Annotated in this window: 13 protein-coding genes; 4 read left to right on the top strand and 9 right to left on the bottom strand. The window is 65.0% G+C overall.

The features are described from left to right. Positions 1 to 207: 207 nt before the first annotated feature. Positions 208 to 2427 carry a TonB-dependent receptor gene (locus AC1DT7_RS15445; RefSeq protein WP_478036920.1) on the bottom strand — a complete coding sequence of 740 codons (2220 nt, stop codon included), beginning with the start codon at positions 2425 to 2427 and terminating at the stop codon, positions 208 to 210. Positions 2428 to 2738: 311 nt separating this feature from the next. On the opposite strand from AC1DT7_RS15445, the gene AC1DT7_RS15450 reads away from it, so the two are divergent. Both AC1DT7_RS15450 and AC1DT7_RS15455 read left to right on the top strand, forming a co-directional pair. After that, a complete protein-coding gene (locus AC1DT7_RS15450) occupies positions 2739 to 3503 on the top strand; it encodes an enoyl-CoA hydratase/isomerase family protein (RefSeq protein ID WP_478036921.1) in 765 nt (254 codons plus the stop codon). A 4-nt stretch (positions 3504 to 3507) separates the two neighbouring features. Further along, positions 3508 to 5133: an AMP-binding protein gene (locus AC1DT7_RS15455; RefSeq protein ID WP_478036922.1), complete on the top strand. Its 1626-nt coding sequence runs from the start codon at positions 3508 to 3510 to the stop codon at positions 5131 to 5133. A gap of 6 nt (positions 5134 to 5139) precedes the next feature. Here the strand turns inward: AC1DT7_RS15455 and AC1DT7_RS15460 are convergent, their stop codons facing one another. The 7 genes from AC1DT7_RS15460 to AC1DT7_RS15490 form a co-directional block, all read right to left on the bottom strand. After that, complete coding sequence (locus AC1DT7_RS15460) at positions 5140 to 5694, bottom strand: SDR family oxidoreductase (protein WP_478036923.1); 555 nt, start codon at positions 5692 to 5694, stop codon at positions 5140 to 5142. Positions 5695 to 5705: 11 nt separating this feature from the next. After that, positions 5706 to 6431 (bottom strand): SDR family NAD(P)-dependent oxidoreductase, encoded by a 726-nt coding sequence (locus AC1DT7_RS15465; protein ID WP_478036924.1) that lies wholly within the window; start codon positions 6429 to 6431, stop codon positions 5706 to 5708. Further along, positions 6428 to 6931 carry a nuclear transport factor 2 family protein gene (locus tag AC1DT7_RS15470; protein ID WP_478036925.1) on the bottom strand — a complete coding sequence of 168 codons (504 nt, stop codon included), beginning with the start codon at positions 6929 to 6931 and terminating at the stop codon, positions 6428 to 6430. Before AC1DT7_RS15470 ends, AC1DT7_RS15465 begins: the two co-directional genes overlap by 4 nt. Before the next feature lie 10 nt (positions 6932 to 6941). After that, entirely contained in the window at positions 6942 to 8057 is a 1116-nt protein-coding gene (locus tag AC1DT7_RS15475) for an acyl-CoA dehydrogenase family protein (RefSeq protein WP_478036926.1), read from the bottom strand. A gap of 14 nt (positions 8058 to 8071) precedes the next feature. Next, positions 8072 to 9250 (bottom strand): acyl-CoA dehydrogenase family protein, encoded by a 1179-nt coding sequence (locus AC1DT7_RS15480; protein ID WP_478036927.1) that lies wholly within the window; start codon positions 9248 to 9250, stop codon positions 8072 to 8074. A gap of 78 nt (positions 9251 to 9328) precedes the next feature. Beyond that, a complete protein-coding gene (locus tag AC1DT7_RS15485; RefSeq protein WP_478036928.1) occupies positions 9329 to 10213 on the bottom strand; it encodes an SMP-30/gluconolactonase/LRE family protein in 885 nt (294 codons plus the stop codon). Next, on the bottom strand, positions 10213 to 11088 hold the full coding sequence (locus AC1DT7_RS15490) for an amidohydrolase family protein (RefSeq protein WP_478036929.1): 876 nt from the start codon (positions 11086 to 11088) through the stop codon (positions 10213 to 10215). The genes AC1DT7_RS15485 and AC1DT7_RS15490 overlap by 1 nt, the downstream gene beginning before the upstream one ends. Before the next feature lie 193 nt (positions 11089 to 11281). On the opposite strand from AC1DT7_RS15490, the gene AC1DT7_RS15495 reads away from it, so the two are divergent. Together AC1DT7_RS15495 and AC1DT7_RS15500 are read left to right on the top strand one after the other, a co-directional pair. After that, positions 11282 to 12688 (top strand): spinster family MFS transporter, encoded by a 1407-nt coding sequence (locus tag AC1DT7_RS15495; RefSeq protein ID WP_478036930.1) that lies wholly within the window; start codon positions 11282 to 11284, stop codon positions 12686 to 12688. 21 nt (positions 12689 to 12709) lie between these two features. After that, positions 12710 to 14350: a long-chain fatty acid--CoA ligase gene (locus tag AC1DT7_RS15500; RefSeq protein ID WP_478036931.1), complete on the top strand. Its 1641-nt coding sequence runs from the start codon at positions 12710 to 12712 to the stop codon at positions 14348 to 14350. Positions 14351 to 14499: 149 nt separating this feature from the next. On the opposite strand, the gene AC1DT7_RS15505 is transcribed toward AC1DT7_RS15500, so the two are convergent. Then, a complete protein-coding gene (locus AC1DT7_RS15505; protein ID WP_478036932.1) occupies positions 14500 to 16155 on the bottom strand; it encodes a flavin-containing monooxygenase in 1656 nt (551 codons plus the stop codon). Positions 16156 to 16199 lie beyond the last annotated feature (44 nt).

The following is a 16199-nucleotide window of genomic DNA, read 5'->3' on the forward strand; positions in this document are numbered from 1 at the left end:
GAATCGCTTAACGAGATTTCCAATGTACACGAGCGGTTTAACAGGAATGTGATTCAGCGGGTGCCCGGGGATGACACTATGGGATCGACTTAGATTTCGGATGTCAAAAATGAGCGCCGATCCAAGAATCGGCGCCCAGGGCGTTGGAAGAGGGTGTGACGGCTCCGGAGCGGTGGAAGCGGCAACCCGCCGCTCCCGGCGCGACCATCAGAATTTATACTGGAACTCCGCGCCGATGACACGGCCCTTGTTGAGCGCCGAGAAAGTGCCGCCCGGGATGAACGGCAGCGGGCCGGAGATACCATAGGTCACCTTGTTCAGCAGATTGGTGCCGAACACCGACAATTTATACGGCCCCTTGGAGTATGACAGGTTGCCGTCGACCATCGTCGCGGCAGGCAGGATGCCGTTGTTGAGTTCGTTATAATAAGCGAGACTGCGATAATTCGCGCCGGCGCGCGCATCGACCGTCCCCGTGCCGACCGGGAGCGAATAGGCGATCGAGCCGCCATAGGTCCATTTCGACAGGCGCGGCAGCACGAGCGCGTAATCCTTCGCATCGATCACCCGATCGTTGTTGAGATCGGCGAAGATCTTGTCGTAATTGCCGTCGGTATAACCAAGCTGACCGGTAATCGTCAGGCCCCGTGCGGGCATGAAGACGACTTCCGCATCGACGCCCTTGATCGTCACATTGGCGGCGTTGGCGACCACCTGCAATGCGCCGACGCCGACGACGGGCGTTACGATCTCGCGCTGCACATTGTCGATCTTGTTATAGAAACCGGCCAGGTTGATGCGTGCGATGCGGCCGAATTCCTGCTTCAGGCCGATTTCGAAAGAATTCTGCGTTTCCTGGTCGAACGGCCCCGGCGGCACCGCGGTGTTGATGCTGCGCAGGTTATAGCCGCCGCTGCGGAATCCCTTGGCCCAGAAAGCGTAAAGCTGCGTGTCGCCGGTCGGCTTGTACTGAACACCGAGCCGCGGTGTGAAGCCGCTCCAGTCCTTCTTGCTGAAGAAGGTATAGTTGCACGTCCGCGCATCGAAGTTGCAGCCACCCGCGACGATGTTCGCGATGCGGACCTTCTTGTCCTCCTTGGAATAGCGCCCGCCGACGTTCAGCGTGATCTGGTCGTTCACATGCACGTCGAACGACGCGAAGGCGCCATAGCTGTGCTGGTTCTGCACGCCGCCGCCGGCGATGGTCAGCGTGCCGCCAGCCAGCAGGCGCTTTTCGAGATAATTGATCTGCTGTCCGAAATAATACAGGCCGGTGGTCACGTCGACCGCCCCGAACGTGCCGGCATAACGCAGTTCGTTGCTGAACTGGTTCTGCTCGGTTCGTGTATAAAAGTGATAATTGGTCACCGGCTGGGAATCGAGATCGGTGATCAGGTCGCCCTGAAAATTGCGGTAGCCCGCGATGTTGGTGATCTTGCCATCGCCGAATCCGATGTCGAAATTCGTTTCCAGGCTCGCCATGTTCCAATTGTTGCGCGACAGCCCTTCTTCGTTGACCGAGATCTTGAAGGTGTCACGGCCGAACAGGCCGAAATTGGTCGGTCGTGCGCCGTCGCCGAACTGATGGCCATGTTCGAAGCGACCGATGATCTCTACCGTCTCGGTCGGCGTGAAACGCAGCGCCGGACGGATGATAATCGTCTCTCCCTTACCGAAATTATGGTTGTTGTTGTACAGGTTGGTGAACCAGCCATTGTCCTTGTCGTAATAGACGGCGAGCTTCGCCTGGAGCTTATCCTTGATGAGCGGTCCGCTTATCACACCGCTGATGTTCTTCTCGAGGCCAGTCGACAATGCCGCCTTGAAATCGACGTGCAGCTGGTTGCTGGGCACGGTAGAGCGGATCACGACGGCGCCCCCGGTCACGTTACGGCCGAACAGCAGGCCCTGCGGGCCGCGCAGCACTTCCACCCCGGCAAGATCGAACGTATCGAGCACGACGCCGCCGCCGATGCCGAGATAGACGCCATCGATGAACGTGCCGACGGTGGGGTCGATCGACGGGATCGAGCTGTTGATGCCCAGACCACGGATCGAGAAATTGGCATAGCCGGGGCTGGTGCCGAGCTCGGTCAACTGCACGTTGGGGATGTTGTAGCTGAGACCGGCGATGCTGCGGACATGCTGGTCATCCAGCTGATCACTGCCAAATGCGGTGACGGCGAACGGCACGTCCTGCACGTTCTGCGCCTGGCCGCGCTTGGTGGCGGTAACGACGATATCGGCAAGGCCGCCCGGTTCGTTGGCCGGAATTTCGCTAGATTGCTGCTCCGGGGTGTCCGCAGCCGCCGGCGGGCTCGCAGGCGTGGTCGGCCCGGGCGATATCTGCGCTGCCGCCCCCTGCGGCAACCAGATCAGGGTGGCGCTGCCAAGCAGTAATACGGTCTTCAGGTCACGCACGAGCATCAAAATCCTCCCCTATGGGTCTGCCGCACGACGTCGCGTGCACTTTTTCTTGGCTGTTGGGCGCTGCCCGCCTTGAGTCCCTGGGACGTGGCGCAGTGCCGTTCGGCGCCGCTTTGTCGCCGCCGATGCAAACTTTACTCAATCGGCATACCGGTCAGGGATCGGAAAATCACAACCGGGATTAGCGGCTGGAACAATGCTGCGCAGCAAATCGCGTATGGGATACTACGCGCTGCCCTGATCCGCCCCGCTGATCCGCCGTCCGTTTTGTTAGATGGCACGCAGAGAAAACCAACCAGGAGAGTAGCGCCATGAGCCTGATCAAGCTGGAAGTCGCCGACTATGTTGCCGTCGTCACCCTAGACAACCCGCCCGTCAACGCGCAGCCGATGGAGCTCATCCAGGAACTGATCGCGATCTTCGACACGTTCAACGATCGCGACGACGTGCGTTGCGTCGTGCTGACTGGTGCCGGCAAATGCTTTTCGGCTGGCGCGGAACTCAAGAACCGCATGGATCTGTCGGCACCGGGCGCGCGCTGGGCGCGCAACCGCTGGGTGCGCGAAGTGGGTTATTGCATCGCCGATAACTCAAAGCCGACGATCGCCGCGGTGAATGGCCCCGCGCTGGGTGCCGGCCTCGGCCTGGTGTCGGCGTGCGACATCATCGTCGCATCGGAGCGCGCGGTGTTCGGCCTGCCCGAAGTCGATGTCGGGCTGATGGGCGGCGGCAAGCACGCGGCACGGATTCTGCCGCATTCGTTGGCCAGGCGCATGATGCTGACCGGCTATCGCGCGCCGGCGGAGGAACTGTACCGCCGCGGGGTGATCGAGGCGTGCCTGCCGCATGATGAACTGATGCCGTTCGTCATGGAGATGGCGGCCAACATCGCTTCCAAGAGCCCGCTCGCCACGCGCCTGGCCAAGGATAGCATGCGCACCATCGAGAACATGACACTGCGCGACGGCTACATCTACGAGCAGGGCAACACGGCAAAGCTGGCGCAATCGGAAGATGCCAGGGAAGCGGTGGCGGCGTTCGTCGAGAAGCGCAAGCCCGTCTTCCAGGGACGCTGAAGCGGTGGCCGGGGAGGACGCGGCACCGCGCCGCACGGCGATGGACTGGAACTTCGGCGACCTGCTGGACGCGACCGCCGCCAATGTGCCGGGGGAGCGGCCGGCGCTGATCCACGGCGCGCGCGTGATAAGCTGGGCCGAGTTTGACGCGCGCACCAACCGCGTCGCGCGCGCAATGCTCGCCGCCGGGTTGCCGACCGGTGCCCGCGTCGCGATCCTGGCGCGCAACATTCCCGAATTCATCGAGATCGCCTGTGCCGCGTTCAAGGCGCGGCTGTGCCACGTCAACATCAACTATCGCTATACGACCGCCGAAATCGAATATGTCCTGGCCGATTGCCAGGCGCAGGCGCTGTTCTACCAGGGCGAGTTCGCGTCGCTCGTCGCGCCATTGTTCGAGCGCCTGCATGACCTGAACCTCGACGTGCAGATCGACCAGGGCGGGACGTACGAAGCGATGGCGCGCTACGGCGACGGCAGTCCGCTGGATATCGTGCGATCGTCCGAGGACGGCTATCTGCTCTATACCGGCGGGACGACGGGCAAGCCCAAGGGCGTGATGTGGCGATCGGGCGATGCGCGCACCGCACAGCTGGAAGCGCCGACGATCAGGACCGTGGTGCGCGACATGGCCGATCATGTCGCGATGGTCGCCGGCGCGGCAGCGCCCGGCCGCGTCATTCCCGCCTGCCCGCTGATGCATGGCGCGGGCCTCAACAGTTCGATGGCGGAACTGGTCGGTGGCGGCACGGCTATATTGTTGCCCAATCCGCGCTTCGACGCAGAAGAATTGTGGGACGAAGCCGCGCGGACACAGGCGACGCGCATCCTGATCGTGGGCGATGTCTTCGCGCGGCCGATGGCACAGGCGCTGCAGAAATTCCCTGGCCGGTGGGATCTCGCGGCGATGCGCGTCATTTCCTCTGCCGGGCTGATGTGGAGCCGCGAGGTCAAGCAAATCCTGGTGCAGGCGCTGCCACAGGTGACGTTGGTCGATATTCTGGGAGCGTCGGAAGCGTCGGGCTTTGGCTATGCCATCACGACAGCGGCGAACGAGACCCCGACCGGATATTTCGAGCCGGGCCGGCACACCGTGCTGATCGAGCCGGAGACGGACCGCGTGCTGGAGGCCGGCGAACCCGGCGAGGGCTGGCTGGCACGGCGCCCGCCGTTCGCGCTCGGCTATCATGGCGATCCGGCGAAGACCGCCGCGACCTATCGCCGGATCGGCGATGAGACGTTCGCGATCCCCGGGGATATGGCGGTACGCGAGGCGGACGGGCGGCTGCGGCTGATCGGACGCGGCAACATGGTGATCAACACCGGCGGCGAGAAGGTGTTCGCCGAGGAGGTGGAGGAAGCGATGAAGCGCGCACCCGGCATCGAGGATGCGATCATCGTCGGCGTGCCGGACCCGGTGTGGGGCAAGAAGGTGATCGGCCTGGCGCGCACCTCCGATGGTTATGACGAGAGCGCCGCGCATGCCGCGATGCTGCAGGACCTGGCCGCCTACAAACTGCCCAAGCGGATCATTGTGCTCGACGACCTGCCTCGGCACGCGAGCGGCAAGAGCGACTATCGCCGCGCACTGGAGATCGCGCTTGAGGAACTGGGGCTGGCGGCGGCCTGACCTCGGTCAGCGGCGGCGGGCCTGACGAAACTTCAGGTTGTTGCCGCTATCGATCAGCACCGTCTCGCCGGTGATCGACAGGGCGTCGAACAACGCTGCAGCCTGGATTGCCGCATCCGCGATCACCAGGTCGTCGCCCGCCGTCGTGCCGAGCGGCAGCGCGACCAGATTGGCGCGCACGCCGTGGCGGCCGTATTCCATCGCCATACTGCGCACGATGCCGACCAGCGCGGCGCTGGCCGCCGCCTGCCCTGTGGCATGCCAGCGGCCGAGATGCGCGTCGGTGCCGATAACGACGATGCTGGCGGCCGGGGCGATGTGCTCCAACGCAGTCTGCAGCGCGGCCACGCGACCGAGCGTCGCGTCAATTAGCTGGGTGGCGAAGGCGCTATCGGTGAGATCGAGAAACGGTGTCTCCACCGCGCTGTCGGTGCCGTCGATCAGGACGGCATCGACGCCGTGCTCCGCCGCGACGTAAGCGCCACCCGCGATCAACCTGGCGGCGATCGCAGCGACGGCTCCGGCGGGTCCGATGGTCAGCAGGCGGTGCGGTGCGGTCATTGGCGTCATACTCAATACAGTCCCACGCCGATGGTCTTGCCGCCATCGACCAGCAATATCTGGCCAGTCATTGACCGGCCCGCGGGGGAGGCGAGATAGGCGACCGCTCCGGCGATCACCGCGGGGTCGAGCGGGCGGCCGCCCGGCTCCATTTCGGTCAGCTTTTCGCGCATGGCGGGCGAGAAACCCTCGATCATCCGCGTCTCGACCATGCCTGGCGCTACCGCGTTGACGACGATGCCGCGCCAGCGCAGCTCGACTGCCATGGCGCGGGTCATGCCGACCACCGCAGCCTTGGACGCGACATAGTGCGCGCCGCCGATCCCACCGAGATAGCCGCGCGAGGCGATGTTGACGATCACGCCGCTTTCCATGCGCCGGGCGGCTTCCTGCGCGACGATGAAGCTGCCCATCACATTGATGCGCAGCGCGCGGGCGAAATGCCCGGGCGTCAGCTCGGCGAAGGGCAGCATGTCGGCGGGGATTGCCGCGTTGTTGACGACCACGTCGAATGGTCCCCGCTCCTCCATCAGCGCCGCCACTGCTGCACGGTCCGTCACGTCGAGCGTCACATCGGCGATGCGAAGATCGGGCGTCTCATCGCCGGCAGCGGATGTGTCGATGTCGGCAGCGGTGACGTGCCAGCCCGCGGCCGACAGCACGCCCGCGATCGCCCGGCCGATACCCCGTGCGCCGCCGGTGACCAGCGCATGTCTGCCCGCCTCCAGCGCGGTCATCCGAACAGCGCGTAGACGGGATCGTCGGGATATCGTCCACCGACCGGCTTGCGCGCGCCGAAGCGTTCCTCCTCGCTGCCCTGGGGCAGTGGCATCTGCTCGACCCAGTCGTAGATCACCACGCGATTCAGGATGCGCCACTCCTCGCCGCGCTTTTCGAACCAGTCGACATAGCGGCCCTTCAGGTCCCATTGCTGCAGCCCGTCCGGGCCTGGCTGGCGTTGGAAGGCGGAGAAATAGGTCTCGACCGCCGCGCCGCCGTCGCGCAATTCGATCAGCATGTTGTGCAGCTGGTGGATGCCGCGATCGATTTTCGGCAGCACGCTCATCGCCCAGTCGCAAAACCCTTCCGCGCTGCCCTTGTACTGCCCGTGATCGTCGGTGCCGTCGGGCCAATAGGCGGAACGCAGCGCGGCTTCGTCCACACGGTCGATGCCGCGGCAATAGCGCAGCAGGCAGTCATGGATCATGGCGCGGTCGATCAGGTCGTGCGGGGTCACAAGGCTCTCCTCAGGCGGGCGTCGCGGCGAAGCGCGCGCGGTGATGGTCGGCGGGGCCGAAAGCGAGGTTGAGCATCATCTGGCGGCGCAGATGGTGACTGACGATCAGTTCCTCGCTGATGCCAACGCCGCCGTGCAGTTGCACCGCCTGCTGGCCGACATAGATGCCGCTTTCGGACACGCGCACCTTGCCCGCCGCAACGGCGCGGGCGCGCTCGGCCACGCCCCGGTGCAGGTTGAGCGTCGCGTGATAGGCCATCGACCGCGCTTCCTCGCCTGCGACGATCATGTCGACCATGCGGTGCTGCAACACCTGGAAGCTCCCGATCGCCACACCGAACTGCTGGCGCGTGCGGATATAATCGAGCGTCGCAGCTGACGCCGCCTCCATCGATCCGACCGCCTCGGCAAGCTGCGCTGCGATAGCGCGATCCACTGCCGCCTCGATGACCGGCAGCGCGCTTTCCGCATCGCCGACCGGCAGGGCAGCGACGTTCTCCAGGGTAAGCCTGGCGTGGCGATGGCCATCGATCGCGCGGAAGGTCTCGACCGTCAGACCGTCCGCTGCGCGCGGCAACAGGAACAAGCCGATGCCATCACGTTCATCGGTCCCGCCGGCGGTGCGCGCGGAAACGAGGAACCAGTCCGCGTCGGCACCATCCTCGACATGGGCCTTCGCGCCCCACAGCCGCCAGCCTTCCGGTCCCTGTTCGGCACGCGTGGCGACACGGTTGAGATCATAGCCGCCATCGGCCTCGATCAATCCCGCCGCAGCCAGAGCCTCGCCGGCACCGATGCGCGCCAGCAGGTCGGCGCCCGCATCGCTGCCGGCAAGCAGCGCCGGCACGAGCACACAACAACTGACATAGGGCACCGCGATCAGGTGACGACCGATCCCTTCCATCAACGCCATTGTCTCGACCGGGCCGCCGCCAAGCCCGCCATCGCCTTCCGCGATCGGCAGCATCAGCCAGCCCAGCTCCGCCATCTCGGCCCAGCGCCGTCTGGCAGCCTCCGGCCCGGCGGCCAGGATCTTCAGGCGATCGGACGCCGCCCATTTCTCCGCGCCAAAGCGATCGACGCTGTCTCGCAGCATCTGCTGTTCGTCGGAATAGCTGAAATCCATCGGAGCGGCCCTCCTTACAGGCCGAGCGCGCGGCGCGCGATGATATTGTGCTGGATCTCGCTCGATCCGCCATAGATCGAGGTGACGCGCGCATAGAGCGCGCCCTGCACCGCGTACGGCATGTCGGCGCCCGTGTCGGTGTCGCCGAGAGCGGCGAAATGCGCCGCCTCCGGCCCCAGCGCCTCGACCCACAAGGCGGTGCCGGCTTGAGTCAGCTGCGACCAGCGCAGCTTGACCATAGAGCCGCGCGGGCCGGAATCCGCGCCACGCGCCGCATCGTCCATCAATCGCAGCACCATGGTCTGCAGTGCAATTACTTCGATCTCATATTGTGCGAGCTTCGCCGCGAAGCCCGGCGTCTCGATCAGCGGCAGATTGCCGATCCGCCGCCTGGTCGCCGCATCACGAATGCCACGCACCGTCTGGGTCAGGAAAATGGCGGTGGCGGCGCTGACCATCCGCTCGCGGTCGAGCAGCACCTTGCCATAGCCCCAACCCCTGCCCTCTTCGCCCAGCAGATTTCCCACCGGAACGCGCACATCGTCGAAGAACAGTTCGTTGGTATGGTATTTCTCGTCCATCGTCGGGATCTTCTGCACGCGCAGGCCCGGCGTGTTCATGTCGACCAGGATCAGCGAGATGCCCTGCTGGCGCTTGGCCTCCTGCGAGGTGCGGGCGAGCACGAAGACGTGGCTCGCGACATGCGCATAGCTGGTCCACATCTTCTGCCCGTTGATGACATAATGGTCACCATCGCGATCGGCGCGGGTGCGCAATGCCGCGAGATCGGAACCGGCGCCAGGCTCCGAATAGCCTTGGCACCACCAATCCTCCAGCGTCAGGATGCGCGGCAGATAACGCGCCTTCTGTTCAGGCGTGCCATAGGTGAAGATGATCGGTCCGATAAGCTCCAGTCCCTGATGGAACTGCGCGGGAGCATCGGCGCGTGCCGCCTCGTTCCAGAAGATATATTGCTGCGTCGGCGTCCAGCCGGTGCCGCCATATTCCTTGGGCCAGGTCGGCGCACCCCAACCGCGATCGTTGAGGCGCCGCTGGTAGTAGACGAGGTCCTCGGGCTCGAGCCGGAGCCCACTGCGCACTCTGGTGCGCCAGGCGTCCGGGATGCCCTCGGCAAAAAATTCCCGCACCTCGCTCTGAAAGGCGAGGTCGGCGGCGTCGAAATCCAGGTTCATGGTTCTTTTCGATCCTCTCGGGCGAGATGGTGCGGTGCCGCTCCCGGCCGGGCAATGCCGGGTGCGACGCGCGCCGGACTATTCGCGGATGTGATTGTCCCGGTAGCGCCCCTCCTGCAGGCCCCGCGCGCCCAGCCCGGTAATGGCGACGATCCGCCCGGCATCGGGATGGTCGCTCTTCAGGCGCTGACCGGAGTCCGCGATGCTGGTGACATACAGCGTGTCGAGTCCCGGCCCGCCGAATGCGGGACAGGCAGGATACGGGATCGGCAGGTCGATGCTGCGCAGCATCCTGCCGTCGGGCGCGATGCAGGCGATCCGTTGCGCAAGGACGAGCGCAACCCAGAGATTGCCGTCGGCATCCACCGTGGCGCCGTCCGGGCCCGAGCCATGCGGTCGGCAATCGACCAGATCGCGGCGCGGCCCGATGGCGCCTGTTGCGGAGTCGTATGGGTGAGCGCGGATTACGCCCTCCAGGCTGTCGGCGAAATAGAGCGTTCCGCCATCGGGTGAGAAGCAGATCGCGTTGGTCAGCTTCAGCCCGCCTACCAGATCGCGTGCATTCCCCGCGTCCAGTTGCCACAACAAGGCGTCACTCGGCTCGGTGCCGGTGCCGTGCACATGCATCTGGCCGCTCAGGAAGCGACCGGCGCGATCGGCCTTGCCGTCGTTGAGCCGCAGCGTCCTGTCTTCCGGCAGCAGCGCGATGGCGCTCGCGCCGCCAGTTTCACCGTCGATGCGATAGAAGCCGTCCGCCAGCGCCGCGACCAGCCCGCCATCGGCCAGCCCAATACTTCCGATCGGCCGATCCTGCGGCAGCGTCGCGCGCAGCGTGCCATCGGTGGAGGCGGCGTGAATGAGCCCGGCGAGCGAATCCACCCACCACAGGCAGTGCCCTGCGTCATCCCATACCGGGCTTTCGCCGAGCCTGCAGCGATGCTCTCCGAAAAAGGCGATCTCCATCAATTCCGCCCCGCAATGCGATAAATGCACGCGGCGGTGTCGTGCCACAGCGCCCGGCGGTCGGTATCGGGCAGATCCTGGATGGCGGCGTCGAAGCGCGCGACAATCGTCGGGTAATCCGCCATCACCAGATCGACCGGGGCGTTGCTGCCGATCATCAGCCGATCGCTGCCGAACAGGCCGAGCAGGTGCAGGATCATCGGTCGGATCGTGTCCGCCGACCAGTCGCGTCGCACGAGCCCCGGCCCCGAGAGCTTCACCGCAACATTACGACAGGCGGCAAGCCGCGCCATGCCATCGGCCCAGACAGGGTTGCCATCGGCAAGCGCGAAATGCTCAATGACTATCCAGGTGTCGGGAAAGTCGCGCGCCAGCGTCGCAGCTTCCTCCAGTTGCTCAGGCCAGAGCATGATATCGGCTACGCCGCCCGCCGCGCCGAGCGCAGCATAGCCACGCCGCCAGTCGGCATCGGCAAACGGCGTGCGTGCCGGACGCTTCAGCCCGGGATTGCCCGGCCATTCGGTGGTGATACGGATGCCACGCCAATTGGCGAAAACGGCATCGGCGGCGATCCGTGCGCCGGCGTCTTCCGCCGCAAGATCGATCCGGGTCAGAAAGGCGTGCGGAAAGCCATGGGCATCGGCGACTGCTTGCATCGCCTGCGCTTCGCCGTCCGGCGGCGTAAAGGCGGCCTCGACATGCACGGAGGCGACCACGCCGGCGGCGCGCGCGTCCACCGTGAACGCCTCTACATCATAGTGTCGGCGCAGTTCCGCACTGTTGCCCCAGAAGCGCGCGACCGGCGCGGCGGACAGCATAGGATGATGTCCGCTGCCCACATCCCACAGATGATGATGCGCGTCGATGCGCCGCATGCGCTGCCTCTCCCGCCTTTTATCGGAGCCGAGAATGACGCGACGGATGCACAATATCCCGCGTCCCGCGGCGCGGCAGCAGCAATTTACATAGGTGATAATCGGCGCGTGACGCACGGCGCGATCAACATGCGTGGCTGTCGCCCTATCATCCCATCACGCCCCGGCGGCAGATCGGCGGCAGGAGAGTAACGTGACGGATCAGACGATAGCCCGGTTTCCGTTAACCAGCCCGGACGGCCTTGCGCTACCCGATCCGCTCGCCGGCGATCACGCCCCCTCCCCGACTCCGGGAACCACACCACACGACGGTGGCGACGCAAAGGTCTTCCCGCTCGGCATCATGCTGCTGATGATGCTGATCTACACGCTCAATTTCTTCGACAGGCAGATCCTGACCATCCTGGTCGAGCCGATCAAGGCGGACCTGGACCTGTCCGACAGCCAGATCGGCGCGATCAGCGGCCTCGCCTTTGCGCTGCTCTACACCGCCGCGGGCCTGCCGCTGGCGCGCTTCGCCGACAAAACCAACCGCGTGCACATGATCTCCGGCGCCCTTGCCGTGTGGAGCATCTTCACCATTGCCTGCGGCTTCACGCGCAGCTTCGGCCAGATGCTGCTGACCCGCGTCGGCGTCGGCGTGGGCGAAGCAGGCTGCACGCCGGCCGCACACAGCCTGATCACCGATTACGTGCCTCGCCATCGCCGTGCGCTGGCGCTCGCCATGTACCAGATGGGGGTGCCGTTGGGATCGCTGACCGGCCTGGTCGTCGGGGGCATCCTCGCCTCCACGCTCGGCTGGCGTTGGGCGTTCTTCATCGCCGGCGCGCCGGGATTGTTGCTGGCCGTGATCGTGCCATTCGCCATGAAGGAGCCGCGGCGCCAGACCAGCGCCGCCCCCGCGGTGCACATTCCGCTGCGCGCCGGGCTGGCTGTGCTGTGGCGCAAGCGATCGTTCGCGTATATCTGCGTGGCATCCGGCTTCTCCGCCTTCGGTTTCTACGGGCTCAGTGCGTTTTCAGGCTCGCTGTATATCCGTACTCACCCTGAGCAATTGGGTGCCCTGGCAAGCAGCGTCGGCATGGCGCCGACTGCCTTGCTCGGCGTCCTGCTCGGGCTGATGGTCGGCATTTGCGGCGGGCTCGGCACCTTTCTGGGTGGTTTCCTGTCGGATCGGGTCGCCCGCTCCAGCATCGCCAATTACGTGCTGTTCTGCGCCGTCGCGATTACTGCCGCCGCGCCCCTGTTCACATTGGTGGCGCTGGCTGGCGATATGCGCGTGTCGCTCGGACTGTTCGGCGCCGCGCTGTTCTGCCAGACGATGAGCTACGGCCCGGTCTATGCCGCGATCCAGACCGTCGCCGAACCGCGCATGCGCGGCATGGCGGTGGCGATTCAGATCCTGTTCGTGAACCTTATCGGTCTGGCGCTCGGGCCGCTGTTCGTCGGCGTCATGAGCGATCTGTTTACTGGCTGGTTCGGCGCGATCCAGGGTCTGCGCTTCGCCATTTCGCTGGTTGGCCTGCCAATGTTGCTGAGCGGCCTGATGTTCATTCACGCGACCCGCCTCGTCCACCGCGAAGACGCGGCGGCGGCCTGACCCCAAGATTCGGAGAAAGACATGATCGGCCTGATGCAACAGCAGCAGCTGACCACTGGCGCGCTGATCGACCATGCCGCGCGCAATCATGGCCGCACGGAGATCATCTCGCGCCGCGCGGACGGAGAACTGGAGCGGTCGGACTGGGGCACGGTCTCGCGGCGGGCGCGGCAGGTGGCGGCGGCGCTCGCGGCGCTCGGAGCGCAAGCCGGCGACCGCATCGCGACACTGGCGTGGAACCGGCTGCCGCACCTCGAGCTCTATTATGGCGTCACCGCGGCAGGCATGGTGCTGCACACGGTAAATCCCCGCCTCTTTGCCGAGCAGATCCGCTACATCGTCGATCACGGCGGTGCGCGCATCCTGTGCATCGATCCGGATCTGCTACCGATCGTGGAACCGATAATCGCGGACCTGGCCGGGATCGAGCGGGTCATCATCTTGTGCGCGGGCGACGAGATGCCGGAGAGCGCCCTGCCCGGCCTGCTCGCCTATCACGACCTTGTCGCCGCTGCCGAACCGATCGCAGCCTGGCCCGCGCTTGACGAGGATACCGCCTCCAGCCTGTGCTACACCAGCGGCACGACCGGCAACCCGAAAGGCGTGCTCTACAGCCATCGCTCGACCGTGCTCCACGCGTTCGCGGCGTGCGCGGCGGATTCCATGGCGCTGTCGGCGCGCGACACGGTGCTGCTCGCGCCGCCCCTGTTCCATGTCAACGCCTGGGGCTTGCCCTTCACGTCGGCGATGTGTGGCGCAAAGCTCGTGATGCCGGGATCGGCGCTGGATGGTGCGTCCATCTACCAGCTGCTTCGCGACGAGGGCGTCACCTTCTCGCTAGGTGTGCCGACCTTGTGGTTCTCCGTGCTCGACTATCTTGAACGCGAGGTAAGCGAAGCGGACCGCGCCGCGCTGAAACTCAACAGGGTGTTCATGGGCGGCGCGGCGACGCCTCGCGCGCTAATCGAGAAATTCCGCCATCTGCTCGGCGTCACCGCCAACCAGGCCTGGGGCATGACGGAGACGAGCCCCGTATCCACCGTGTGCCAGCCGCTTGCGCATCAGGCGGAGCTGAGCGGCGATGCACTGACCGATATATTGGCGTGCCAGGGGCGTGCGGTGTTCGGTATCGAACTGCGTGTCGAGAATGAGGATGGCAACGCGTTGCCGCACGATGGTGTGGGCTCCGGGCTGCTCAAGGTTCGCGGGCCATGGGTGCTCAACGCGTATTACGGGGCGGAACCGGGTTCGGCAGTCGATGCCGATGGCTGGCTCGACACCGGCGACGTGGCGCGGATCGACGCGGACGGCTTCCTCCACCTCACCGATCGCGCGAAGGACGTGATCAAGTCAGGCGGGGAGTGGATCAGTTCGATCGATCTGGAAAACGCCGCCACCGCGCACCCCGCAGTGGCCGAGGCGGCGGTGATCGGAGTGCCGCATCCGCGCTGGCAGGAGCGGCCATTGCTCCTCCTGCGCCTGCATCCGGGCGAACGCGTCGAAAAGCCCGCGATGCTCGATCATCTGACCGACCATGTCGCCAGATGGTGGCTGCCCGACGACGTGCTGGTCGTCGACGACCTGCCGCACACTGCGACGGGCAAGTTGCTCAAGACCGAATTGCGCGCTCGTTACCGCGACCATCTCGGCGGTGTGGGATGATGACCGGCCGAAGCTGACATAAGGGCGTTCCGGCTTCACGCTCCCGAACCTTAGCAGAAGTCCCAGCGCATATTCTTGCCGAGGTGCGGCACGCTGCACGCCACCGAAAGTGTGGCGCGCAGCGTTGGGGGCGTTGGTTCCGGCCGCGATCAGGCGTTCGCCAACGCGCTGGAAGGTTCGAACATCAGTTCGACATAGCCGCAATCCGCCGCTGCCCGGCAATATTCACCATAGCTCGCAAACCCGCCGGCAAACATCGTCAGTCCGCGTGTCTTGCCCTCGACGTTTGCGCCGACATACCAGGTGTTGGCCTTTGAGAGCAGCGTCTTCTCGGCGAGCACACGGACGATCTCCATCCAGCGTTCCTCGCTCTCCGGGGTCGGCTCGGCCGTCGCCATGCCAGTTCCCTCCATATGGTCGAGCAGCGCGCAGATCCAATCGACATTCTGTTCGTTGATCGAGATGATGTTGGCGAGCGCCGCCGGTCCGTTGGCGCCGCAAACCATGAATAGGTTGGGAAAGCCGGCCAGCATCAGGCCGAGATAGGATATGGCACCGTCTTGCCACTTCTCCCGCAGATCCTGCCCGTCGCGCCCACGCACCTCGAAGGCCATCAGCGCGCCGGTCAGCCCGTCATAGCCAGTCGCAAGGATCAGCGCATCGAGCGGCACCTCCCCGTCCTGCAGCTTCACGCCGGTCTCGGTGATCTCGGAGATCGGGTTCGCGAACAAATCGATCAGATGCACATTCGGCTTGTTGAACTGCTCGTAATAGCTGGTGTCGAGGCACGGGCGGCGCGCGAAGATCGGGTAGCCGCGCGGTTTCAGCGCCTCGGCAGTTGTGGGGTCTTTCACGACGTCACCAATCTTTCCGCGCACAAACTCCGCGACCTGTTCGTTCGCATCCGTATTGCTCATCAGGTCGGAGAATGTGCCGAGAAAGGCATGGCCACCCGCCTTCCAGGCATCTTCCATCAACTGCTGACGCTGCGCACGCGGCAGGCTGAAGAACGGGCGGGTCGATGAGGGGCGCACGCCGCCAAGCTGGCTGGCGCGCGCCGCGGCGCGCAGGCCGCCATAATGGTCTTTGATCTCCTTCACATGCTCGGGATCGAGCTTGTCGTTCCGCATCGGCATGGTGAAGCTGGGCGTCCGTTGGAAAACGTATAATTCTCCCACCGCCTTGCCGACCTCGGTTACGATCTGGATCCCGGTCGAACCGGTACCGATCAGGCCGACGCGCCGGCCGGAGAAATCGACCTGCTCATGCGGCCATTTCTGCGCGCGAAAGATATCGCCCTCGAACCGGTCGAGGCCGGCGATCTCCGGATCCTTTGGGATCGAAAGAGGTCCTGTCGCCATGATGCAATAGGTCGCCTCATAGATATCACCCTGGTCGGTCTTGACCGTCCACAGGCGGCGATCCTCATCCCACACCGCGCTGACGACGCGCGTCGCGAAAGTGAAATCCTTGCGCAGGTCGAGCTTGTCGGCGACGAAATTGGCGTAGGCGAGAATTTCAGGCTGCGCGGCGAATTGCTCGCTCCACGTCCATTCCTGCTGGATCTCGTCCGAGAAGGAATAGCTGTAGTCGACGCACATCAGATCGCACCGCGCGCCCGGATAGCGGTTCCAGTACCACACGCCGCCGACATCGCCGCCGGCCTCGATGCCGATGACGCGCATACCGCGCTCGCGAAGCCGATAGGTCATGTACATGCCGCCAAAACCGGCGCCGACCACCACGGCATCCAGAGTCACGACGCCGCCGGAAGCCGGCCGCCGCGGTTCTTCACTCTCGCCCATCTTGAAAACCTCTCCACATTCAAGCGTATGGAGCGACAATGCGG

Source organism: Sphingomonas sp. P3_C6, from assembly GCF_056402595.1.